The organism is Flavobacterium kingsejongi, assembly GCF_003076475.1.
Lineage (GTDB): Bacteria > Bacteroidota > Bacteroidia > Flavobacteriales > Flavobacteriaceae > Flavobacterium > Flavobacterium kingsejongi.
In genome coordinates this window covers 568,320-591,819 of record NZ_CP020919.1, presented here as the reverse complement: position 1 = coordinate 591,819, position 23,500 = coordinate 568,320, and the positions used below count along the sequence as shown (strand labels likewise).

The following is a 23,500-nucleotide window of genomic DNA, read 5'->3' as shown; positions in this document are numbered from 1 at the left end:
TTTTATTTTGTATGGTATTCTTTCAGGTTAAAATCGACGCCATCAAAAACGCCATAAGTGAAATAACCAATCCAATCACCGAGGTTGATATATTCAGCTCCGGCAGCATTAAGCTGAATTTTCATCGGCAGGTGCCTGTGGCCAAAAACAAAAAAGTCGTAGGCTTTGGTTTCTAATTTCCGTTTGCAGTATAATACGAGCCATTCCTGATCTTCGCCTAAGAATTTTACATCGTCCGCTCCGGAAATAAGTTTGTTTTTTACAGAGAGATACTGTGCCAGTTTTACCCCGATATCCGGATGCAACCATCGGAAAATCCACTTGGAGAACGGATTTGTAAAAACTTTTTTCATTCGCTTGTACCCTTTATCGCCAGGGCCGAGCCCGTCACCATGGCCAATAAGAAACGTTTTGTTGTTGAAGGTGAATTCCTGATTCGTATGATAGACCGGTATGTTCAGTTCTTTTTCAAAATAATCAGACATCCATAGATCATGGTTTCCGACAAAAAAATAAATCGGAATGCCACTATCGCGCAATTCGGCTAATTTCCCAAGAACCCTGATAAATCCTTTTGGAACCACTGTTTTATATTCAAACCAGAAATCAAACAGGTCACCCAATAAAAATAACGCTGCTGCATCCTGTTTAATTCCGTCTAACCACTGAACAAATTTGGCTTCCCGAATACTGCTTAATTCAGGTGTTGGGGCACCGAAATGCTGATCCGATGCGAAATATATATTTTTCCCCTGAGGTACATCCATTTTTATAAAAATAAAGCCGCAAATATACAAAAAACAAATGGTTTTTCAGAGTTGAAAGGGGGTAACATACACTGTAATAATAATGTAACATTAAAATAGAATTTTGTTTTTATCTCCAAAAATGAGCAGTTTTAAATTAACGTTTCTTTCACATTAGGAAAATAATATATACATTCGGATTCTATTAAATAATTGAACCAAACTAACTTATGAAAAAAATTACGTTATTAATTTTAACGTTCTTACTGTCCTGCGTGACCGTTTACGGTCAGGAAGGCTTTGAGGGCGCGAGTTTTCCGCCTACTGGATGGGCGAAGATTCACCACGGTCCCGGGAACCTGGAATGGGCATCCATTGGTACTCCGGCAGATGTGGTGCATAGCGGTACAAAAGCCGCCTGGATCAACCGAGGGAATAACAATAGTGGGGGTTCTGTGACCGATTGGTTAATCACCAATGCGATTACAATTCCCACTAACGGACAACTTCGGTTTTTTGCAAGGCAAGGTTTTGCTTTAGACCAAAACACGATTTACCAGATCAGGGTGTCAACGGATGTAAGTCCTGGTGGACAGCTGAATGAAGCCAATTACACGGTCATTCAGCAGTGGACAGAGCTGGAGATGAACACGATTAACTTTAATATTTATGAAGAAAAAATCGTCAATTTCGCTGCAGCATACCACAATCAACCGGTGCACATTGCATTTGTAAGATTGCACACTCAGGTGGGTACTGTACAAGGGGATCGTTGGTTTATCGATGATGTCAGTGTGGTAGAGCAATGTCTTGATCCTACCAATCTTGCCGCTACAGGAGTTTCACTGACTTCTGCAAATTTAAGCTGGACGAATCCTGGAGGAGGAACACAGTGGGAGGTACAGGTATTGCCGGTAGGATCACCTATTGGTACGACTGGGGTACTTACAAATACACCATCTTACAATGCTACGGGATTAACAGCAGATACCGCTTATAAATTCTATGTACGTTCCTTATGTACATCGGGCCTGAATAGTATATGGGTCGGGCCGTTTAATTTTAATACAGCAGCTATAGGGGAAACATGTGGTTCTGCCATTGCGGTAAATCAGTTACCTTATAGTACTACAGATGATACTGCGAATTATGCAGATACTACAGATGCGAATCAGGGTAGTGGTTGTGGATCGACTACTAATTATATGACGGGAAATGATGTTTTCTATTCTTATACTGCCACAACAACGGGCAATATTAGTATCACAATGACACCAACTGCATCCTATTCCGGAATATTTGTATATAACGGATGTGAGAATGTAGGGGTGAACTGTATTGCAGGGGTGGCGAATTCCGACACTACAGTGCGCTCCATACCTTCATTGGCGGTGCAAGCCGGAGAGACCTACATTATTGCGATCTCTACCTGGGCCACGCCACAAACAACAGGTTATGACCTGGTCATCCAGGAAGAACATTGTATACAACCTTCCGCTTTAGCGGCTACAGGCGCGACAACTTCAAGTATCAATTTAGCCTGGACAGAGGGTGGTACTGCTACGTCATGGGAGTATGTGATACAACCGGTCAATGCAGGTGTTCCACAAAGTGCAGGAACAACTATAAATACGCCTTCTTTGGCGGCTGCAGGTTTGACCTCAAGTACAGGTTTCGAACTTTATGTACGTTCCAACTGTGGTGATGGGACTTTCAGTAGCTGGAGTGGGCCATTACGATTCAACACTTTGTGTGAAGCTTTTGATGTGCCTTTCTTTGAAGGGTTCAACACCGATTCAACTACCGAATTCTGCTGGACGGTTTTAAACCTGAATAACGACAACAGGGTTTGGGATTTGAATAGTACGAATGCTCCTTTTGAGGGCAATCAGGCCGCCATGTTTTATACAGGTTTTAGTACGAATAATAATGATATGCTAATTTCACCGGCGATTAACCTTACCGGAAATCAAAGGTTGAGATACCAACATAAACTTTCGAGTCAATTTGATCCGATGCAATTCAAGGTGATGCTTTCTACGACGGGAATTGATCCTGGGGATTTTACAACAGAGCTTGTTCCTTTGCAAACATATACGAACGGAGCTTATGTAGAGAAAGTAGTAAACCTGTCAACGATACCTCCAGGTCCGGTATATATTGCCTGGTATGTTCCAGGAAGCAGCCCATCGGGTTATCAGTTGTATATTGATAATGTTATCGTAGAAGATCAGCCGCCTTGTGCAGCACCTACAGATCTTGCTGTAACCAATGTTCAGTCTGATAATGTGCAATTGTCCTGGCTTGCCGGTAATACGGAAACGGCATGGGAAATTATTGTACAGGCGCCAGATGCTGCATTTCCAGATGATACTATGTCAGGAACAGCAGCTACAAATCCGTATATTAAAACAGGATTATTCGCCAATACAACTTATGTTTATTTTGTAAGAGCAACGTGTGGTGGTACCAATGGGAACAGTACATGGACGGGTCCGTTTACTTTTACGACTGCATGTGCTGCTTTTGATGTGCCTTTCTATGAAGGATTTAACAGTGATTCTGCCTCACAGGTATGTTGGACCGTTTTAAATCTTAATGGGGATTTCAGCGACTGGGATATGGACAATACCTGGGGTGGCCCTTTTGAAGGTAATGAAGTGGCTACAGTGTATACGGGAAACAGCAGCAATAATGACTGGTTGATCTCTCCGGCACTTAACCTTACCGGAAATCAAAGGTTAAAATTCCATTATAAAACCGGAAGCCACTGGAGTGGTATCAATGAAGCCGGTTTTAAATTAATGTTGTCTACTACAGGAACAGAACCGGCAGACTTTATCTATGAGCTGTTACCGGAGACAACCTATTCTAACAGCTATTACATAAAAAAAATAGTGCCTTTAACAGGTGCGCCATATAGTGCTTCGACAGTGCATCTTGCATGGGTAGTGCCGCCTGGATACCAGGGTAATACCGATATTTATATCGATAATGTTATTGTTGAAGATGTTCCTCCTTGTCCGGAACCAATTGATTTGGTGGTATCGGGATTAACACAGAATTCAGCGATACTATCATGGACACCCGGAGGTACGGAAACGGCCTGGGAAGTGGTAGTACAGGTTGCAGGTACAGGTGTTCCTACCGGAGCTGGTGTTACAGCAACCAATCCGTATACGGCAACAGGTTTAGCTGCCGGAACGACTTATGAATTTTATGTACGGGCTATTTGCGGCGGTACTGATGGGGATAGCCCATGGTCCGATGCAATACAGTTTGTAACGGTGATTTCAAATGATGAATGTGAAAACCCAACAGTAGTTGTTGCCAATCCAACAGGAGAATGTATTACCTATGGTTCAGGGACACTGATTGGAGCTACAGGTTCCAGTGTGCCGAATGCCTGTGGAAGTGCAACGGCTGCGGATGATGATGTATGGTTTGAATTCACAGCGATTTCCACTACGCACTCTATCTCCGTGAATACCATAGAAGGTACTGATACTTCATTGATATTTGCCGTATATGAAGGGGATGATTGTGGTGCATTGACACAGGTTGGTGAATGTACAAGTGCCAATAACTACTCATTATCAACATTATTTTTAGATGCGCTTACAGTTGGACAGACTTATAAAGTACGGGTGTATGCACCATATTCTACTGCGCCAGCAACGACATTCCATGTATGTATTAAAGTACCGGCGACTCCAATTGCGGTGAGTACTACAGAATATACAGTAGAGCAATTGGTAACCGATGTTTTAATTGGTTCGGATTGTGCACAGGTAAGTAACATCACCTGGTCTACAGGTACTAATTTTGGTTCTACGAATGGAATTGGTTCCTTCGTTCAAAACGGTTCGGCTTTCCCTTTTGAAGGTGGAATTGTCCTGTCAACAGGTGATGCCATTCGTTCAGGAGGGCCTAACTATCAAAGTTTAGGAGATGGAGGTTACAACTGGACAGGTGATCCGGAACTGGAAGCGATTATATTAGCCGGAACAGGTACTCCTATGGTATCTTACAATGCAACCTCACTGGAGTTTGATTTTGTACCGCTTATCGAAAATATGAGTTTTGATTTCATGTTTGCCTCCGAGGAGTACGGTAATTTCCAATGTAATTATTCTGATTCTTTTGCATTTATATTAACCGACCAAAACGGTACAGCAGTCAATTTAGCGGTCATCCCGGGAACGACAACTCCGGTATCCGTAGTTACAATTCGTGATGGTGCTTATAATAATAGCTGTGGTTCTCTGAATCCGGAATTCTTTGGTGCCTATTATGATGATGGCAACGAAGATGCGGCAGCGATCGACTATAACGGACGTACTGTAGTAATGCAGGCTTCTGCCACTGTAGTCCCAAATACCCCATACCATATCAAAATGGTAATTGCAGACAGGGGAGACCCAAGTTATGATTCTGCGGTATTTTTAGCAGCAGGAAGTTTTAATATTGGTGAAGTAAATTTAGGAGTTGACCTTGTGATCGCTGAAGGAAATGCACTTTGTTTTGGGAAAACCCACATCCTTCAAAGTGGATTGAGTGCTACGGCATATACTTTCGAATGGTTGCATGATGGGGTGATTATACCAGGGGCCAATAGTGCTACACTGGAAGTTACCACTCCTGGAGAATATACATTACAGGCACACCTTATCGGATTCTCCTGTGGTACATCAGATACGATAAATATTGAGTTCTATGATGAAGTGGCTCCGAATAATGACGCACAGGATTTAACAGTTTGTAGTATAAATTCCGGAGTGGCAGAATTTGACCTGAGCCAGAATGATGCGAATGTATTAGCAGGGTTAAACGCAGCTGATTATACCGTTACCTATCATCTTGATGCAGTAACTGCTGCGGCTGACACAGATCCGATCGGGCCATTATATATCAATATTTCAAATCCTCAGACCGTATATGTAAGAGTAGAAACTGCCAGCGGATGTTTCAGGATTTTCGATTTTAACCTGAATGTAACTGTACCAACAACACCAGAAACAGGTTTCACATTACCAGCTTCTGTTTGTATCAATACAGCAGCTCCAGTGTTACCAGCTCCGGTTACCGGATTTGTAACAGGAGGAACCTACTCGGCAGAACCGAATACTTTAAATATTGATCCTGTAACAGGAGCGATAGATGCACCACAAAGTACAGCCGGAACCTATGAAGTTACCTATACTATTGCGGCGGATGCAACTGTTTGTAATCCTGGAGGCGCTACGGCTGTTTCGATTACGATTACACCATTGGCAGAACCACAATTGAACTTTAGTTATACCAATGCTACAACCTGTTTAAATGGTGCTACCCCCGTTTTTGTACCATCAGCAGGCTTCACCACCGGCGGTACGTTTAGTGTTGTACCAACAGGTCTTATCGTAGATAGTGCTACAGGTGCGATCACCTTATCGGGTAGTAGCCAGGGCAGTTATACCATCACGTATACGTATGGAGGTGATGCGGCGAATTGTGTTGCTGGTAACAGCAGTGATTTTGAAGTAACGGTTAATTCGGTTACGGCTTCGGTTACGGATTTTGAATACGAGCTAAACTATTGTGCAGTTTCTGCCAATGCATTCCCGGACACGGCAGCAGGGTTTACTCCAGGTGGAGTATTCAGTGCCATGCCATCAGGATTGAGCATTAATGCAGTAACGGGAGAGCTTAACTTCTCCGCCAGTACAGCAGGTACGTATGAGATAAAATATACAATCACTGGCAATGCTGCTGTATGTAGTGTAGACCAGAGTAGTGTATTCAGCCTGACGCTTTCACCGGATGTTGAAATTGCCATTGCGAATGACTGTGTAAACAACAAGCTGGAGTTAACGGCCAGTCCATTGAATGGCTCATTTGATGGCTCGGTAGTTACGTATACGTGGAAAACCTCCCAGGGTGCAATTGTAGGAACGAACAGTAATGTGTTTAATGTTACGGATTATGTAGTTGGGACTTTGGGCGAGAATTATACATTGCCTTTATTGTTTACGGTAACAATTACCAATGGCGATTGTGAGAGCACTGAAGGATTTACTGTGGAGAGTGTTTTCTGCAGGATTCCAAAAGGTTTGTCTCCCAATGGTGATGGTGATAATGATGACTTTAACCTAAGTGGATTAGGGGTTAAGAAACTGGTAATTTTCAATCGCTACGGACGTGAGGTTTATAGCTTTACGGGTGCTTATACGAACCAGTGGCATGGCCAGTCAAAAAATCATGATGAGTTGCCAGATGGTACGTACTATTATATGATAGAGAAAACCAACGGTACGAACGAAACAGGATGGGTTTATATTAATAAATAGAGAGTAACATAAGTTTGGATTTTCCTTCCGATTATTCGGAAGGGATTCTCCAGGCGATAAATAATAAATATCAAGATGAAGAAAATATACCTCACCGCCCTGATAGCATTAACGGCACTCTTAGATGCACATGCGCAGCAGGATCCACATTATACGCAGTATATGTATAATATGAACGTGATAAACCCGGCTTATGCAGGCTCGAAGGAAAACTTAGCTGTTGGACTTTTGTACCGTAAGCAATGGGTTGATATCGAAGATGCACCAACCACAGGAACAGTTTCGATTCACAGCCCAGTTGGGAAGAATGTAGGATTGGGATTATCGGTTATCTCCGATGAGATTGGTCCTGTAAAAGAGAACAATGTATATGGGGATTTCTCGTATACATTAAATTTAGGCGGGGAACACCGCTTGGCTTTGGGTATTAAAGCAGGAGCTACATTCCAGAAAATCGGGCTTAACAGCGAGGTAGCGGGAACGCTTCCAGTACCTACGGATGGCGCCTTTGCAGAGAATACCAGCACCACGCGGTTTAATGCCGGAGCGGGATTCTTCTACTATACCCAGAAATACTATGTTGCCCTTTCGGTGCCTAATATGATCAAATCCGCGCATTTGGATTACAACGGGGTGGAATATGGCTCAGAAGTACAACATTACTTTTTAACGGGAGGTTATGTATTTGATTTATCAGAGAATACAAAATTCAAACCGTCTTTCATGCTTAAATCAGCCTTTAATGCGCCTACATCTTTGGATGCCTCAGCGAATTTCATGTTTTTTGACAAGTTTGAGATCGGTGCTACCTACCGAATCGATGATTCCTTTGGAGGTATGGTGAACTATGCGATCACCCCGAACTTACGTATTGGTTATGCTTATGACCATATCGTTTCTGACCTTAAAGTAACAACGCCAGCCTCTCATGAGGTGATGTTGTTGTTTGATTTGAACTTCCCTAAAAAGGTCTCCCGTTCCCCACGATATTTCTAATCTAAAGCAAAGCGAATCATGAAGAATTTATATATTACTCTAAGTTTTGTGTTGGCGGGCAGTATGTCCTTAACGGCACAGAACAAAGACACGGCCAAGGCCGATAAGCTGTACAACCGATTTGAATATGTTGATGCAGCGAGTGAATACCTTAAGCTAACCGAGAAAGGTAAAGGCGATGCTTATGTTTACAAACAATTGGGAGAGAGCTACTACAATGTATTCAGCACCACAGAAGCGGAACGTTGGTATGGACAGGCTATCAAAGCCGGAGTTCAGGATGCGGAGACATATTTCCGTTATGCCCAGATGCTCAAAGCCAATGGCAAATACGAAGAGTCGAACAAGCAGATGCAGCATTTTGCGAGCTTAGTGCCCAACGACCAGCGTGCTATTGCCTTTAAGGCCGAGCCGAACTACCTTCCTGCGTTATTAAAAAAGACGAAGCAGTACACGGTTAAAGGGATTGAGATCAATAGTGAGTACTCGGACTTCGGACCTGTATTGGTTGACAAGACGCTGTACTTTACCAGTGCGCGCAATACCAGCCGTAAGACCTACGGATGGAATGACCAGCCTTACCTTGATATCTACCAGTCTACGTATAACGAAGACGGTACGTTCTCCAAGGCAGAGCCAGTGAGTGCATTGAACAGTAAATACCATGATGGTCCTGTAACAGTAAGTGCAGACGGTAAGACCGCTTATTTCTCGAGTGAGAGCTTTAAAGAAAAGCTGTATGAGAAAGACAAGAAAGCCAATACCCGCACAAGCCAGGTGAACCTTTTCAAGGCGACACGCAGTGGAGACCAGTGGGGTAACATCACGCCACTTCCATTTAACAGCAAAGACTACTCAGTGAGTAACCCAAGCCTTAGTAAAGATGGCAAGACGTTGTACTTTGCTTCGGATATGCCGGGCAGCTTAGGGGATTCGGACATCTGGAAAGTAGAGATTAAGGCTGATGGCAGCTTTGGTACCCCGGAGAACCTGGGTAAGAAAGTGAATACGGAAGCTAAGGAAAGCTTCCCATTTATCGCGGACAACGGAGTATTGTACTTTGCCTCTAACGGCAGGCAGGGCTTCGGAGGCCTTGATGTTTTCTCGATAGATCTTGCCAAAGGCAAGGAAGCAGTGAACATGGGTAAACCGGTGAACAGTGAAAAGGATGACTTCGGTTTTAGCTTCAATACAGCTCAGAATGTAGGATTCTACGCGAGTAATGTTGGAGGTAACGATGATATCTATAAAGCGACTCCAATTTGTGATGTTGAAGTTTTAGCCACAGTAACAGACTCCAAAACAGGCAGGACGTTATCGGGAGCTACAGTTTCGATATTAGATGAGAAGAAGAGTGTGGTGGGTACGGAAACAAGCCAGTCGGATGGAAGTGTAGAATACCGCGTAGAATGTGATAAGGCGTATACGATCCAGGTGAGTAAACCAGGGTATGAGAATGGCACATTTGCGGTAGCGAAAACCAAAGGCGGAGAGCTTAAAGTAAACGCACCGATCAACCCGATAGAGGAGATCATCAAGGAAACGGAAGTGGTACTTAATGATATCATATTTGAGTTCGATAAGAGCAACATCACCAGAGAAGGAGCTTATGAATTGGACAAACTGGTAGAGGCTATGAAGGCCAAGCCCGAGATGGTGATTTTGGTAAAAGGCCATACGGACAGCCGTGGATCGGATGAGTACAACTTAAAACTTTCAGACAGGCGTGCTAAGAGTACGGTACAATACATTTTATCGAAAGGTATCGCTAAGGGCAGGATTTCCGGTAAGGGAGTTGGCGAGAGTGAGCCTAAGGTAGATTGTGGTGATAACTGTACAGAGGAACAGCACAAGCTGAATCGAAGATCAGAATTCCTGATTGTAAAATAACGATAGGTCTGTAGCATTGCTACAGACACTACAGGACATTACATCCCAAATACCAAAAGAGCATCCTGAAAAGGATGCTCTTTTTTATTATCTCAATGTGGAAAGGTTTGCTTTCTACAAATTATCGCTTTGGAACCACTCCGCAAAAGAAGTTTCGGTTTCCTGTAATCTCAGGGAAAACAGGCTGATGCTGTCGGGAAGGCGGTTTTTTATTTTTTTGGCAAAATCAATTACCATATTTTCGCTGGTAGGCTGGTAATTGACCAGAATAACATCATGGCCCCTTGATTTCAGTTCATTGGCCAATTCAATATGAGGTGTTGTTTCATTAAAAACGGTAGCATGATCAAACACATCTACAATTTCTTCTTTTACAATTTTCTTTAAATCCCCAAAATCGATTACCATACCGAATTTTACATTGTCACGTTGGGTAATGGGCGTACCGATAACGGTTACAGAAAGTTTATAACTGTGTCCGTGTACGTTTTTACATTTTCCGTCATAGCCATAAAGGGCATGTCCTGTTTCGAATGAAAATTGCTTGGTAATCCTGATCTTGCTCATTAGTGTATCAATTAAGCCGCAAATTTACGTATTCTCGTTTAGAATCACGGTTATTCACCTGTTTTATTGGCTTTGGAGGATAAATATACGGTCGTTGTTATTTTTTAAAAGCTGCTAATGCATTTTTAGTAAATTCAGAAAGCACCAGTTTGCCGGATATTGCCGCTCTTTGAACCAGCAATTTATCCCAGTTATCTGTATTTTCCCATAGCACTTTTTTCATGCTGGCTAAAGCTTCCGGATTATAAGAGGCAAGTTTGGAAGTAAAGATTTCGAGTTCTTTATCCAACTCTGCAGTGGTTTCAAAGACTTTTGCATACAGTCCTTTTTGTTGTGCCCAATACGCGTTTTTCCATTCGTGTGCTGCAAGGGTCATTTCCGATAAGGCAGCTGTACCCATTTTGCGTTCTACAGCATTAGCAATTACAAACGGCCCGATACCAATTACAAATTCGGATAGTTTTACAGCACTATCTACAGTGGCCATGGCATAGTCGCAGGCAGCGGCAAGGCCAACACCACCACCGACAGCTTTACCGTGGATACGGCCCACAATCAGTTTCGGGCATTTTCGCATCGCATTAATCACATTGGCAAAACCGGAAAAAAACTTTTCACCCTCTTTAAGGTTGGTAATTGCGATTAGCTCGTCAAAAGAAGCACCGGCACAAAAAGCACCTTCGCCTTCACTACGTAATACGATCACATTGATGTCGGGGTTTTTACCCAGAGTATTGAGTTCATCGGTCAGGCGTTGTAAAAGTACACTCGGAAAAGAGTTACTGGCAGGGTGGCCAAATTCTATGGTGGCTACTTTTTGCTGTATTTTGGTGTATAGGGAACCATCAGTTCTGTCTGTTGTCATTTTTAGGGAGGTTTATTCGGTATAAAATTACACTTTTTCTAAAAAAATAGTGTGATTATAATTTGAAATACTATATTTGCCAAATAATTATGGGGATGTAGCTCAGTTGGCTAGAGCGTTTGGCTGGCAGCCAAGAGGTCGTGGGTTCGAGCCCCATCTTCTCCACATAATTTGCAAATGACGTCCTTGTTTTTCAAGGACGTCATTTTTGTTTTTATCCACAAGTAGTCCGTTTTGATCACGATCAACATTCACGAACCTTCGATTTATTCCTTCAGGGCAATAGTACCTTTTTACGAATAAAAATATTGATTATTTTTACGCAATGGAACCAATAACCCTTACTAAATCACAAGCACGAAAAATTATCCTTGAGGCCGTCGGGCTGGCCAGAAAAGCACAGTTCGGTAAAGGAATTGAAGCTGTATATCGGGTAATCAGTCATTTGGGGTTTGTGCAGCTGGATACGAATTATGTCGTAGAGCGTGCCCACCACCAGGTAATGGCAGCACGAATTCCCAACTATAAAACCGAATGGTTAGCGGAACTCGGTGAAAGTGGACGGATCTTTGAATACTTTCAGTCTGATGCAGGCTACCTTCCTATGATTGATTTCCGGTTTTCCCTGCCTGTAAAGGCAGCTTTTAAAACGCAACGCAAACCACTTACCAAACCGGAAATCCATCTCATGCAGCAAATCCTGAACCGGGTGGAACGGGAAGGGCCGCTCATGGTTACAGATTTTGATAATGACCGCCTGGAAATCAGTTCCGGCTGGTGGGATTGGCGCCCAGCAAAGGTTGCACTGGAACGGCTGTACCTTGACGGAGACCTGATGATAAGCCGTACCAAATCCTTCCTGAAAATTTACGATTTGCCGCGCAATATAGTACCGCCAGAAACCGATTTAACGGTTCCGACAGCTGAAGAATATGCCCACTTTGTGATCTGCCGTACCTTAGGGGCTCTTGGCATTGCCTCCGTAAAAGAAATGGCATGGCGTGGCCGCAATGTGAAAGGTAATACGATTAAGAAGAAATTGGAACAAATGGCTCAGGCTGGTGAAGTACAAACCGTAAATGTCGAGGGGCTGAAAGGGCCATTCTATATGCTGCCAGGTCAGGAAAACAATACGCCACTATCCAACGATGTTTTTATATTATCTCCTTTTGATATCCTCAATGTCTTTCGCTACCGCTTAAAAGACTTTTTCAATTTTGATTACCAGATCGAATGTTTCGTGCCCGCAGCCAAACGGCAGTATGGTTATTTCTCATTACCGATACTGGCCGGGGAAACCTTTATCGCACGAATGGATGCCAAAGCCGATCGCAAGCAGAAAGTGCTGATAGTGCATAACATCCATTTTGAACCCGTTGCAATCGACGAGGTCATTATGGAAAAGCTGATTCATTCCTTAGAGAAATTTATGGAATTTAACCAGTGTCGCGAAATCACCTTCAGGAAATCGAATAATGAAATCTGCCTGAAAAAAATTAGCGATAGTTTTTCGGAATAAGTATGCACCGAAATTACTATAGGCTATTGAACCAATAGCTGTTGTATTGGTGTAAATTTGTAGTATTAAAAAGCCCTGATTATGGTACACGATAAATTACTATTGCTCATTTCGAAGCATGTCGTTTTTGATGCAGCTGCCATTGACTTGGTCCAAACTTATTTCGAGCCGGTGCACTATAAAAAAAACGAGATTTTAGAACAAGCACCTGCAGTAGCACAGTACTTGTATTTTATCAATTCCGGATTTATCCGGGTTTTTTATGAGCAGGACGGTGAAGAAATTACAACCCATATCAACTGCCCACCAGGATTTATCACCTCATTCACCAGTTTTATTTCGGGAAGCCCCGCTTCGGATGTTGTTTCCTGTATTACCGAGTGCGAGGTGTTGCGCATCACAAAGGATAAGTTGGCACTCCTATCGGGAAGTATTCCAAAATGGGATGAATTCAGCAGGATGATGTATGAAAAATCCCTGAATTATAATGAGCAGCGAACGAAGGATATGCTCGCACTGAATGCCGAACAGCGTTATCGTAAATTACTCCACGAATATCCTGAAATCCTGCATCACGTACCACTGCACTACATTTCTTCTTATATTGGTATCGCTCCCCAATCATTGAGCCGTATTCGCAGAGCTATAATTTCGTAACATTTGTTCAGTAGATTGTAGCTGGCAGAGCAGAACTTTGCATCGTAAACTAATAGCAATTACGATGAAAAATTACAAAGGAAAAAATGTCCTGATCACCGGAGCCTCTTCAGGAATTGGAGCTGCCTTCGCACATGAATTTGCCCAAAGGGGCAGCAATCTCATACTAACTGCCCGAAGCACAGACAAATTAGAAGCATTAGCAGTAAAGCTACGAAACCAATATGGAGTTACCGTGACCGTATTTACGGGTGATTTAGCACAAAAAGAAACACCGGAACAACTGTATGGGCAAATTAAGAAAGCTGGACTTTCAGTAGCAGTATTGGTCAATAATGCCGGGATCGGTATGTGGACCCACTTTTTGGAGGAGACAGCGGCAGATTATGAGGCGATGTTGGAATTGAATATCAATGCACTGGTCAGGCTTACCCAGTTGTTCATTCCAGAAATGCTGGAAAACAAATCGGGTGGTATTATTAATATTGCTTCTACCGGAGCCTTACAGCCTTGTCCTTATGTTGCAGTATACTGTGCCAGTAAAGCTTTTGTATTATCTTTTTCAGAAGCGCTTTATGGAGAATACTCTCATCGGGGCGTTACAGTTACCGCGGTATGTCCGGGGAATACAACTACAGGTTTTCAGGCTGTTGCCAAAGCCGATACTGCCGGGATGCCTTCTGATACACCCGAAAAAGTAGCGAAAGCCGGAGTAAAGGCATTTCTGGAAGGTCAAAATAACAAGATCATCGGAAGAGGAAATTACCTTCAGTCTTTATTGCCGCGGGCATTACCCCGAAAAACAATGATTAAAATTGTAGCGACGATGATGGGCAAAAAGGTAAAACCAAAATTAATATCCTGATTTTACGCCAGGGAAGTAATCGCCAAAAGGGCACTGACAGAAATAACAACCCAAAGTACAATACCCTGAACGAGTGGGCGAAAACCAACGGACTGTATTACTTTGCGGGATAGTCCGCATCCGATCAGGAATAGAGTTACCGTAAGTCCTGTTTTAGCAATACGGGTGATGTAGGGACTGAAGTCCTGTACAAAAGGGAAATACGTATTCGCGAGCATGGCTAAAACAAACAACCCAATGAAATAAGGGATTTTAATTTTTGTTTCTTTATTCTTAAATAGAAATGTAGACAGGAACGCTACTGGAATAATCCATAACGCCCGGGCTAATTTTACCGTAGTGGCAACTTCCAGTGCCTGTTCGCCATATTTGCTGGCGGCTCCCACTACCGAACTCGTATCGTGTATGGCAATAGCGCACCACAGGCCAAACTGGTTTTGGGATAGGGCTAAGGCATGGCCGATAGCTGGAAAAATAAGCAACGCAATAGAGTTGAGTATAAACACAATCCCCAACGCTACTGAAATTTGTTTTTCTTCTGCTTTAATTACCGGAGATACTGCTGCAATGGCACTACCACCACATATTGCGGTTCCGGCGGAAACAAGATAGGAAGTTTTAGGGTCTATTTTTAAGAGTTTGCCCATAAGGTACCCGAGGATCAGTGTGCCAAAAATTGACGCTACGGTAAAGAGTAATCCTTCTTTACCCGCCTTTAGGGCGCTGTCGGCATTCATGCCAAACCCAAGGCCGACAACCGATACTTTCAGTAACAATTGTGTGACTTTATTGTTCAGGTGGGCATATGGATGCCCTACAAACTGCGCAATAACCAATCCAATAACCAATGCAATAGGAGGGGAGACAAAAGGAAAAAGGCATGCCACCAGGGCAATAAAAAAAATAATTTTCCGGGTCGTAAGGTTGAGTTTTTGTGTGCCGTTCTGATTGGTGTTCGTAGTGGATTCCATTGAAATAAGCCGTTTAAGGGACGACAAAGGACTTCAATTATCCCACACTAAAGAAATAGCATTTTGTAATGCCCGATTACTTAAAGTTATGATGGAGGCAAAACTTCATAAATAATTCCGGCAATGATCCCGACTGTCCCTGGGCTTGTATAAAGTAAAAATACCGTTCGATAGACAGTCCTTCCACATCTACCACACTGTATTCTTTATTGCGCAGTTCTTTGGCAACAGAATGAATCGACAGAAAAGCAAAACAATCCGAATGCAGCAGGTAAAGTTTCATGCTTTCGGTACTGCCCAGTTCCATCTCATTATTGAGGCTCGAAATTTTGATGTCAAATTTTTTCAGGGCATGCGCAATAACTTCCAGCGTCCCGGAGCCAGGTTCCCGAAGTAAGAGCGGAATTCCGGGCAGTTCTTTCGGCAATAGCGTCTTGCCATACCAGCGGTTGTGCATTTTGCCTACGAGCACAATTTCATCCTTTATGAATTCGCTATATTTCAGAAGCGGGTTCCGGGAATGGCCTTCGATAATCCCGATGTCTATTTTTTTGTTGAGTAAGGCTTTCTCGATCTGTTCCGTATTGTTGATGGAGAGAATCACTTTGACATCCGGAAATTTCTGATGGAATGCAGCCAATACCTGAGGTAATACATATTGGGCAATAGTGGTACTCGCACCAATACGCAGTTTCCCGCTTTGTTGTTGGATCAGGCGGTTCATTTCGAAATCGATCTCACGGTGGATGGCGAATAATTCATCTGTATGCTGCAAGAGGAGTTTTCCGGCGGCAGTCAGTTTGATTTTGGTACCATTGCGTTCGAAAAGCTTGCTTTTAAAATGATTTTCAATTTCCTGGATGTGCTTGGATACAGCAGGTTGGCTAATGTAAAGTTCCTCCGCCGCTTTAGTGAAATTAAGGCGTCGGGCTACGGTGCGGAAAACTTCTAATCGAAAATCAAACATACAGCGAAGGTACTAATAAATACGGATACGATTTTCCGGAAGTTATTCCTTTAGTGCGTTACCCAGAATATCCGGGAAATAGAGATCGGATAGTTTCTTGAATTCATCACCACGCATGAAAATATTGATATCGGCCTCGCTAAAACTTTTCTTACCGGCTGCAGCCAATAACTCATTAGCAGAATGCAGCGTATTTTTATGGAAGTGGTACACGCGTTCGGATTTATCAGTAACGACCAATCCTTTCATGAGCATTTTGTCTTGTGTGGCCACGCCGGTAGGGCATTGGTTGTTATTGCAGCGCAACGCCTGGATACAGCCCAGTGAAAACATAAAACCACGGGCACTGTTGCACATATCGGCGCCCAGGGCTACAGCTTTTAAGACAGAATAACCGGAAATGATTTTCCCACTGCAGATCAGCCTGATTTTACTGCGGATATCAAAACGAACCAGGGTTTTATTGACAAAAATTAACGCCGGTTCTAACGGCATACCTACACCATCCGAAAATTCTAATGGCGCAGCACCCGTACCCCCTTCGGCACCATCGACAGTAATAAAGTCGGGATAGCAGTTTTGATGGATCATTTCCTGGCAGATGGTTTCAAATTCTTCCGTATGGCCAATACACAATTTGAATCCGATTGGTTTTCCATTGGATAATTCCCGGAGTTGAGCCACAAATTGGATCAGGCCTTTCGCATCTGAAAATACCGAATGTCCCGGAGGCGATAATATCGTGGTAAAAGGTTTTACATCGCGGATGCGGGCAATCTGTTCCGTGTTTTTAGCAGCGGGCAACACACCACCATGTCCCGGTTTGGCACCCTGTGATAATTTGATCTCGATCATTTTTACCAGGGGATTATTGGACTTAACCGCAAATTTCTCAGCACTGAAATTTCCATGGTCATCGCGGCAGCCAAAGTAACCGGTTCCAATTTGCCACGTCACATCACCACCCTGTAAGTGGAAGTCGGTGAGTCCGCCTTCACCCGTATTGTGGTAAAAGTTCCCTTTCGCCGCCCCTTTATTAAGGGCTACAATTGCATTCTCACTGAGGGAGCCAAAACTCATGGCAGAAATATTCAGCAGGGAAGCAGAGTAGGGTTGCCGGCAATCCGGGCCTCCCACAATAACACGCGGCAGCTCCTCATTGACAGGGGCTGGATAAATAGAATGTTTGATCCCTTCATAATCGGCATGGTTCAGGTTCAGTTGGGTACCAAAAGGGGTTGTCGCATCGATGTTTTTGGCCCTTTGATAGACTAAGGAACGTTGGTTTCTGGAAAAAGGCTTCCCATCGGTGGAACGCTCGATAAAATATTGTTGTATTTCGGGTGCGATAAACTCAAACAGATACCGGAAATATCCTAAAAGGGGAAAGTTCCTCAATATCGCATGTTTGTGCTGGAAGCTATTGGCAATTCCCAATAGTATAAGTGCAAATACGGTCAACGGGAAAAAAATGCTGTACTTATAATGGTAAGTGATGATTATGGAGAGTAAAAGAAAAGTAATCCCGAAAATGAAAAACTGTTTTCTCATGATGCTGCTTTTTAGTTTAGATCCTACTAAAATACTAATTTAAATAGTTTCGATGGGCATTGGAGGATCAGATTAGCGTAATGTATAATCGTTCTATATATTGCTTTCCTCATAATTTCTATGAGTTTACTACCAGGAGAATAGAGGAATTTGTTGCGTAATTATTTTCAGGCTAAATCTTGCAGGCGATTAAAATCTTAATATATTTGCATCCTCAAAAAATGTAAACCTATGGTAATTTAAAGGAAAGTAGCTTAGCTACTATTGTTGCAACTTCTGAATCGTATCACAGACGATAAGCATATTTCTATAGTATATAAGCACTGCACTACTTTTGCAGGTTCCACTTACCAACAACCGGAGGCCACTAGCATTTGGCCTTAGTTTTAAAATCGGAAATTACAGGATATACAGGGCACCCATGCTCTGGATTAAAAACAATTTTATGAAAACTCACGAAGTCATACCTTTTACAGGGTATCAAAAATTGGTTATTTTTATTTTAGCCATGACACAATTTACCGTTGTGCTTGATTTTATGGTCATGTCACCGTTGGGCGATATGCTTATAAAATCCCTGAGCATGAAACCTTCTTCTTTTGGTATTGCCGTTTCGGCTTATGCCTTTAGTGCCGGGATTTCAGGACTGCTCACCGCAGGATTTGCCGATCGTTTTGATCGCAAGAAATTACTGCTTTTCTTTTATACCGGATTTATTATCGGTACCTTTTTATGCAGTATGGCCACGTCATACGAGGCTTTGGTTGCAGCCCGTATTATCACCGGTTTATTTGGTGGTGTTATCGGGTCTATTTCGATGGCTATCGTTACCGACCTTTTTGCTTTACAGCAACGCGGACGTGTCATGGGCTTTGTACAGATGGGTTTTGGTGCCAGCCAGGTATTGGGAATTCCAATAGGTTTGTATGTTGCAAATGCCTGGGGATGGGAAGCGCCTTTTGTCATGATTGCCATTATGGCCATTGGGATTGCAGTGCTGATTTTTACCATACTGCAGCCCATCAACAAGCACCTCGGTTTACAACACGATAAGTCGGCTTTCAAACACCTGTGGCACACATTGACGAAAGGCAGTTATACAGTTGGATTTGCAGCAACAGCAGTATTGGCAGTGGGTGGATTCATGATGATGCCTTTTGGAAGTGTTTTTGCAGTCAATAACCTGCACATCACTCCCGAGGAATTGCCATTACTATTTATGGTATCCGGAATCAGTTCCCTGGTACTGATGCCTTTTGTGGGACGTTTGAGTGACAGGTTCAGTAAATTCAGGATTTTTACACTGGCAACAATCTGGACTGTGATCATTGTAATAGCCTATACCAATTTATCCGCAACCCCATTCTGGATCATCCTGATCTTTAATGTCCTGATGATGGGGGGTATTCTGAGCCGTATGATTCCGTCAATGGCGCTCACGAGTGCAATTCCGGATCCTGAAGACCGTGGTGCTTTTATGAGTATCAATGCTTCTTTACAGCAAATTGCAGGTGGAATTGCAGCTGCAGCAGCTGGGATGATCATCGTACAGGAAACAAAAACGAGCCCGATCGGGCATTATGATACAGTAGGATATGTAGTGGCAGCATTCTCTTTACTCAGTATTTATTTTATCTACCGTGTCAATAAGATGGCAAAACGTAAACAGGCGGGTACTGCAGCTGCGGAAACGATTCCGCATCCGATAGAAATGTAAACGATAGAATTGCCTTATAAAACAAAACCCCCGGACATTATCCGGGGTTTTTAGGTTAAGAGTAAACCGGTTCGGTTTTGAGTTCAAGGACTTCGCCTTTATAGAAGTCAAAAAGAAATATTTTATCGAATCCCGATGCATAGGCAGTCGTAAATACAGAAGGCGCAAAGGTAAAATGGCTGCACTGGCTTTGGATGGCACTCAATACCATGACGAACCATTGTTTCTTGCCGTTCGTATTCCCGGAAGCATTTTTCTGAAGCGAGCCCAGGATATTGTTTTTACTGCAGGTTTTAATATAAAACCAATCGTTGGTGTGCAGCTGGACGGTATCATTTTCAATTTTCTGGATCTGCCGGATATAATGATATACCATAATCTTCCCTCGGATACCGGAGAGAATTTCTTGTTTTAAAGCATTGATAGCTTCGGGAGTAAAATTGCGGTTGTGTTTTTTAAATTTGATATTGTAGAATCCATTCCGTTGTTCCAGATCCAGTTCCTTTTCAATATCCCGGAACAGCATTTTCAATTCGTTTTTGCCTTCCTGCAGGTCAAGGTCTGAAAACTGGATTTCTACAGCCTCCGAATAATCAGGGTGTGTCGCATCCGAAGGATAACAGGTAGTGAATTTCCAGCGATCGGTGAGTTCGCTTATTTTTTTATACTGGTCGCTCACTGAAAGACCGGAGTTTTCGATCATATCAATTTGGTCTTCTATTGTTTCCGCTACTACCATGATTTTTATTTCAAAAGTAAGTAGGAGTACAACTGTATTCTCGTTTTTTATACAAAAGCGGATGTATTTTATACCAAAAGCGTTTTTTTAGAGTTCAGGAGTAGTGCAACTGTTGCTGTTGCTTTTTTTAGATAGTCCGAGCAGTAGCTCGTTTGGGTAGCGACAGGACTTTTGGTATAAATTACTACGGGTTTTGTATAATTTAATTCTTAGGTAGCCGCTATTTCACGTATTTCGTACTTTAGATCCATACTGCAAAATAAAAACGTTTGAAAGATATTTGTTATAATAACTGGTTTATCCAGTTTCTGATAGAACCAAAATACAGGATATTCAGGCACTTGCTGATCTTTGCCTATATTATGGCGACCTTCTATGACTCCCGGGAACCCAAAGAATATTTTGGGGAGTACCATTATTACCATAAACTGATGTGGATTGCCTATGTCCTGATTATAGTATATGTGAATATGTACCTGCTTGTCCCTAAGCTGTTGTTCCGGGAAAAATATTTCACCTACCTGTTCAGCCTGGTAGTGATGATTGGGCTCAGTTACCTGGCCCTGAAAGCGGTGCGCGAACATTATTTTGAAGCTTACAGGATTACCAAAGAAGTCAAGCGGTTTTCAAGCCTGTTCCGGGAGCTGCTCAGTGTGACCAATCTGCTGACATTAATCGTATTCGCATCTACTTCCATCAAGTTGTTCCAGCGCTGGTCGGTGGATAATATCCGGATTAATGAACTGGAAAAGAATTCTTTGCAAATGGAACTCAAAGAACTTAAAAACCAGATCAATCCCCATTTTTTGTTCAATATGCTGAATAATGTCAATGTATTGGTTAAAAGGGATCCCGAAAAAGCTTCCCTGGTTATATTGAAATTATCCGATTTCCTGCGCTACCAATTGTATGATAATAACCAGCATGCGGTACTGTTGGCTGCTGAGATCCAGTTCCTGAAAGATTTTATGGATCTGGAAACCATCCGCCGTGACGGGTTTGAACATGAAATAAACATGGTGAATGAGTCCGGAAGCAAGGATATATTGTCCCGCCTGATACTGCCGCCAAACCTCTTTACGACCTTTATAGAGAATGCGATAAAACACAGTTTCGATGCCGAACATCCATCAAAGGTAACCGTGGAATTTAAGATTGACGCGAAGGAAGTTGTATTCCGGTGCATCAATACCAAACCTGAAGAAATGCTCGTTTCCGAAAAGTCCGGATTGGGGCTGGTGAATATCAAACGACGGCTCGAATTGCTGTATGGCAATAGTTTCCAACTGGGAATCGTGGATTCCGATACCTTATATACCATCCATTTAACCTTACCGTTATGAATTGTATTATTATAGACGATGAGCCTCTGGCACGCGAAGGCATGTTATTGCTGGTGAATGATTTTCCCGAACTCCGCGTGGTCGGCTGTTTCAATGGAGTAAAAAAAGCCCGCGAATTCCTGGCAGAAAATCAGGTGGACCTGATCTTCCTGGACATTCAGATGCCCGGCGTCAACGGGCTCGAATTTGCACAGACGATTGCAGGAGATACGCTCATTATTTTTACAACAGCCTATTCCCAGTATGCTCTGAAAAGTTATGAAGTCGATGCCATTGACTATTTAGTAAAACCCATCCTGAAAGAACGTTTTGAAAAGGCGATCAACAAAGCATTAAACTACCAGCAACTGTTGCTACAGACCAATGCCAAAAGTAGCCTTGAAAGTGTCGCGTCCGATTTTATGCTGATCAAAGCCGAGCGTAAATTCTACAAAATATTCTTTAAAGATATCCTGTATATCGAAGGGCTAAAAGACTATGTGGTGATGTATGTGAATGACAATAAGATCATCACGGCCATGAACCTGAAAACCATTTACCACCAATTGCCCCAAACCATATTTGTAAGGGTCAGCAAGTCCTATGTGGTCAATATGAACCATATCCTGTCGTTTGATAATCATACAATCTACCTGAATAATGCCGAGATTCCGATAGGAGACATTTACCGTAAGAACTTTATGGATTTATACCTTGGTGACAGCTTATCCGGTAAACTATAAATGTATCCACCCAACCCTATTAAATAAAGCACCCTAATGAGAAAGCAATTCGTTGTATTTTCTACCGTATTCCTATCCTTTGCAGCGAACGCACAGGATGAAACTGCAGTAAAGAAAGAAGTCCGGAAAGAAATAGCGGATAAATTTGCCGTCGCCCGGGTTTTTGACGTGCAGTACCAGCAATACCTTCCCAGTGATTATGATGCTAAGCTTTTCGGGCGCGACTATGAATCGGGTGAAATCCAAAACCGGATGAAGCTGCGGGTGGCCGCCAATATCCCTTTTTTGCGAAAGCCCCGCTGGACACTTACTTCTTCCTTCAATTACAAATACGAATCGTTTGAACTGGCCGATGTGTCCAACAGGCAGGATGCTTCCATTCCGGTCTACAGTAAGACTATGGATTTCCATTACTTGTCGGCTGCTGTGAGTTTTACCTATTTTGCGCGATTGTTCAAAAAGCCTTTCATTTATAATTTTTCAGTTATAGCAGATGGTACCGAAAAAGATGTACAACGGCTAAAAGGGCTTTTTGCCGCCACCCTGGTACTGAAAAAAACAGAACGGACTACGATGACGGCCGGGGTCATAGGACTGCTCGATCCCGCTTCGGTAGTTCCGGTATTACCTGTATTTACGCTGGAACACCGGTTTGAAAATTCACCCTGGACCTTTGATTTTATACTGCCGCAACGGCTATTGTTCAAACGGCCGGTTTTCGAAAATGGTAGGCTGTCACTCGGGACCGAGCTCGGGAGCGAAGGGTTTTATGTGGCGCTGAACCAACCCGGACTGGCTCGTGTCTACGATTTCCGGCAGTTGGAACTGCGTTCCGGAATCACCTATGAGCATAAACTCCACAAATCGGTTATTGCTACTTTTAAAGGGGGGATAGCCAATGTTTTCAATTCCCGGCTGACCGAAAGGGGCAAATCCACCAACGATTATATTTACAACACAACCCAGGATGGTACGGGGTACTTTTCGGTAGGTGTTTCCTTTAATCCTTTTAAATAGGGAACAGGTTGTCTTACAATTTATATATAAATATTATCC

Annotated in this window: 17 protein-coding genes and 1 tRNA gene; 11 read left to right on the top strand and 7 right to left on the bottom strand. The window is 42.9% G+C overall.

The annotated features are described in order from the left end of the window. Positions 1 to 2: 2 nt before the first annotated feature. Positions 3 to 767 carry a UDP-2,3-diacylglucosamine diphosphatase gene (locus tag FK004_RS02600; RefSeq protein WP_108735841.1) on the bottom strand — a complete coding sequence of 255 codons (765 nt, stop codon included), beginning with the start codon at positions 765 to 767 and terminating at the stop codon, positions 3 to 5. A 209-nt stretch (positions 768 to 976) separates the two neighbouring features. On the opposite strand from FK004_RS02600, the gene FK004_RS02595 reads away from it, so the two are divergent. The 3 genes from FK004_RS02595 (at position 977) to FK004_RS02585 (ending at position 9,961) form a co-directional block, all read left to right on the top strand. Beyond that, a complete protein-coding gene (locus FK004_RS02595) occupies positions 977 to 7,075 on the top strand; it encodes a choice-of-anchor J domain-containing protein (RefSeq protein ID WP_108735840.1) in 6,099 nt (2,032 codons plus the stop codon). 75 nt (positions 7,076 to 7,150) lie between these two features. Further along, positions 7,151 to 8,071, top strand: coding sequence for a PorP/SprF family type IX secretion system membrane protein (locus FK004_RS02590; protein ID WP_108735839.1), 921 nt, complete (start codon positions 7,151 to 7,153; stop codon positions 8,069 to 8,071). A gap of 18 nt (positions 8,072 to 8,089) precedes the next feature. After that, positions 8,090 to 9,961, top strand: a complete 1,872-nt coding sequence (locus FK004_RS02585; RefSeq protein ID WP_108735838.1) for an OmpA family protein — start codon at positions 8,090 to 8,092, stop codon at positions 9,959 to 9,961. A 114-nt stretch (positions 9,962 to 10,075) separates the two neighbouring features. On the opposite strand, the gene FK004_RS02580 is transcribed toward FK004_RS02585, so the two are convergent. Further along, positions 10,076 to 10,528, bottom strand: coding sequence for a 6-pyruvoyl trahydropterin synthase family protein (locus tag FK004_RS02580; RefSeq protein ID WP_108735837.1), 453 nt, complete (start codon positions 10,526 to 10,528; stop codon positions 10,076 to 10,078). 97 nt (positions 10,529 to 10,625) lie between these two features. Then, positions 10,626 to 11,393 carry an enoyl-CoA hydratase/isomerase family protein gene (locus tag FK004_RS02575; RefSeq protein ID WP_108735836.1) on the bottom strand — a complete coding sequence of 256 codons (768 nt, stop codon included), beginning with the start codon at positions 11,391 to 11,393 and terminating at the stop codon, positions 10,626 to 10,628. Positions 11,394 to 11,484: 91 nt separating this feature from the next. Between FK004_RS02575 and FK004_RS02570 the strand changes: the two genes are divergently transcribed. The 4 genes from FK004_RS02570 (at position 11,485) to FK004_RS02555 (ending at position 14,434) form a co-directional block, all read left to right on the top strand. Next, positions 11,485 to 11,558, top strand: a tRNA-Ala gene (locus tag FK004_RS02570). 160 nt (positions 11,559 to 11,718) lie between these two features. Beyond that, positions 11,719 to 12,912: a winged helix-turn-helix domain-containing protein gene (locus tag FK004_RS02565; protein WP_108735835.1), complete on the top strand. Its 1,194-nt coding sequence runs from the start codon at positions 11,719 to 11,721 to the stop codon at positions 12,910 to 12,912. Between the two features lie 81 nt (positions 12,913 to 12,993). Then, complete coding sequence (locus FK004_RS02560; RefSeq protein WP_108735834.1) at positions 12,994 to 13,569, top strand: Crp/Fnr family transcriptional regulator; 576 nt, start codon at positions 12,994 to 12,996, stop codon at positions 13,567 to 13,569. Positions 13,570 to 13,633: 64 nt separating this feature from the next. Beyond that, the gene (locus tag FK004_RS02555) at positions 13,634 to 14,434 is read left to right on the top strand and encodes an SDR family NAD(P)-dependent oxidoreductase (protein ID WP_108735833.1); all 801 of its coding nucleotides are present in this window, start codon (positions 13,634 to 13,636) and stop codon (positions 14,432 to 14,434) included. Between the two features lie 2 nt (positions 14,435 to 14,436). Here FK004_RS02555 and FK004_RS02550 read toward each other — a convergent pair whose 3' ends face one another. The 3 genes from FK004_RS02550 to FK004_RS02540 all read right to left on the bottom strand — a co-directional run bounded on the left by FK004_RS02550 (position 14,437) and on the right by FK004_RS02540 (position 17,923). Further along, positions 14,437 to 15,405, bottom strand: a complete 969-nt coding sequence (locus FK004_RS02550; protein ID WP_108735832.1) for a YeiH family protein — start codon at positions 15,403 to 15,405, stop codon at positions 14,437 to 14,439. A gap of 76 nt (positions 15,406 to 15,481) precedes the next feature. Continuing rightward, complete coding sequence (locus FK004_RS02545) at positions 15,482 to 16,372, bottom strand: LysR family transcriptional regulator (protein WP_108735831.1); 891 nt, start codon at positions 16,370 to 16,372, stop codon at positions 15,482 to 15,484. Between the two features lie 42 nt (positions 16,373 to 16,414). After that, positions 16,415 to 17,923, bottom strand: coding sequence for an FMN-binding glutamate synthase family protein (locus tag FK004_RS02540; protein WP_108735830.1), 1,509 nt, complete (start codon positions 17,921 to 17,923; stop codon positions 16,415 to 16,417). 445 nt (positions 17,924 to 18,368) lie between these two features. Between FK004_RS02540 and FK004_RS02535 the strand changes: the two genes are divergently transcribed. Continuing rightward, complete coding sequence (locus tag FK004_RS02535; protein ID WP_108738731.1) at positions 18,369 to 19,640, top strand: MFS transporter; 1,272 nt, start codon at positions 18,369 to 18,371, stop codon at positions 19,638 to 19,640. Between the two features lie 55 nt (positions 19,641 to 19,695). Here the strand turns inward: FK004_RS02535 and FK004_RS02530 are convergent, their stop codons facing one another. Further along, a complete protein-coding gene (locus FK004_RS02530) occupies positions 19,696 to 20,379 on the bottom strand; it encodes a hypothetical protein (RefSeq protein ID WP_108735829.1) in 684 nt (227 codons plus the stop codon). Between the two features lie 269 nt (positions 20,380 to 20,648). Between FK004_RS02530 and FK004_RS02525 the strand changes: the two genes are divergently transcribed. Genes FK004_RS02525 through FK004_RS02515 form a run of 3 tightly spaced genes read left to right on the top strand, consistent with a single transcriptional unit; the run spans position 20,649 to position 23,461 of the window. Continuing rightward, entirely contained in the window at positions 20,649 to 21,722 is a 1,074-nt protein-coding gene (locus tag FK004_RS02525; RefSeq protein WP_108735828.1) for a sensor histidine kinase, read from the top strand. After that, positions 21,719 to 22,444, top strand: a complete 726-nt coding sequence (locus FK004_RS02520; protein WP_108735827.1) for a LytR/AlgR family response regulator transcription factor — start codon at positions 21,719 to 21,721, stop codon at positions 22,442 to 22,444. Before FK004_RS02525 ends, FK004_RS02520 begins: the two co-directional genes overlap by 4 nt. A 36-nt stretch (positions 22,445 to 22,480) precedes the next feature. Beyond that, complete coding sequence (locus FK004_RS02515) at positions 22,481 to 23,461, top strand: hypothetical protein (RefSeq protein WP_108735826.1); 981 nt, start codon at positions 22,481 to 22,483, stop codon at positions 23,459 to 23,461. Positions 23,462 to 23,500 lie beyond the last annotated feature (39 nt).

What these genes read in the sequence shown, in the direction of transcription:
- FK004_RS02590 (WP_108735839.1), top strand. Translation starts at nt 7,151, where the DNA reads ATGAAGAAAATATACCTCACCGCCCTGATAGCATTAACGGCACTCTTA.
- FK004_RS02535 (WP_108738731.1), top strand. Translation starts at nt 18,369, where the DNA reads ATGAAAACTCACGAAGTCATACCTTTTACAGGGTATCAAAAATTGGTT.
- FK004_RS02575 (WP_108735836.1), bottom strand. Translation starts at nt 11,393, where the DNA reads ATGACAACAGACAGAACTGATGGTTCCCTATACACCAAAATACAGCAA.
- FK004_RS02520 (WP_108735827.1), top strand. Translation starts at nt 21,719, where the DNA reads ATGAATTGTATTATTATAGACGATGAGCCTCTGGCACGCGAAGGCATG.
- FK004_RS02515 (WP_108735826.1), top strand. Translation starts at nt 22,481, where the DNA reads ATGAGAAAGCAATTCGTTGTATTTTCTACCGTATTCCTATCCTTTGCA.
- FK004_RS02600 (WP_108735841.1), bottom strand. Translation starts at nt 767, where the DNA reads ATGGATGTACCTCAGGGGAAAAATATATATTTCGCATCGGATCAGCAT.
- FK004_RS02540 (WP_108735830.1), bottom strand. Translation starts at nt 17,923, where the DNA reads ATGAGAAAACAGTTTTTCATTTTCGGGATTACTTTTCTTTTACTCTCC.
- FK004_RS02595 (WP_108735840.1), top strand. Translation starts at nt 977, where the DNA reads ATGAAAAAAATTACGTTATTAATTTTAACGTTCTTACTGTCCTGCGTG.
- FK004_RS02555 (WP_108735833.1), top strand. Translation starts at nt 13,634, where the DNA reads ATGAAAAATTACAAAGGAAAAAATGTCCTGATCACCGGAGCCTCTTCA.
- FK004_RS02560 (WP_108735834.1), top strand. Translation starts at nt 12,994, where the DNA reads ATGGTACACGATAAATTACTATTGCTCATTTCGAAGCATGTCGTTTTT.
- FK004_RS02550 (WP_108735832.1), bottom strand. Translation starts at nt 15,405, where the DNA reads ATGGAATCCACTACGAACACCAATCAGAACGGCACACAAAAACTCAAC.
- FK004_RS02580 (WP_108735837.1), bottom strand. Translation starts at nt 10,528, where the DNA reads ATGAGCAAGATCAGGATTACCAAGCAATTTTCATTCGAAACAGGACAT.
- FK004_RS02585 (WP_108735838.1), top strand. Translation starts at nt 8,090, where the DNA reads ATGAAGAATTTATATATTACTCTAAGTTTTGTGTTGGCGGGCAGTATG.
- FK004_RS02530 (WP_108735829.1), bottom strand. Translation starts at nt 20,379, where the DNA reads ATGGTAGTAGCGGAAACAATAGAAGACCAAATTGATATGATCGAAAAC.
- FK004_RS02565 (WP_108735835.1), top strand. Translation starts at nt 11,719, where the DNA reads ATGGAACCAATAACCCTTACTAAATCACAAGCACGAAAAATTATCCTT.
- FK004_RS02545 (WP_108735831.1), bottom strand. Translation starts at nt 16,372, where the DNA reads ATGTTTGATTTTCGATTAGAAGTTTTCCGCACCGTAGCCCGACGCCTT.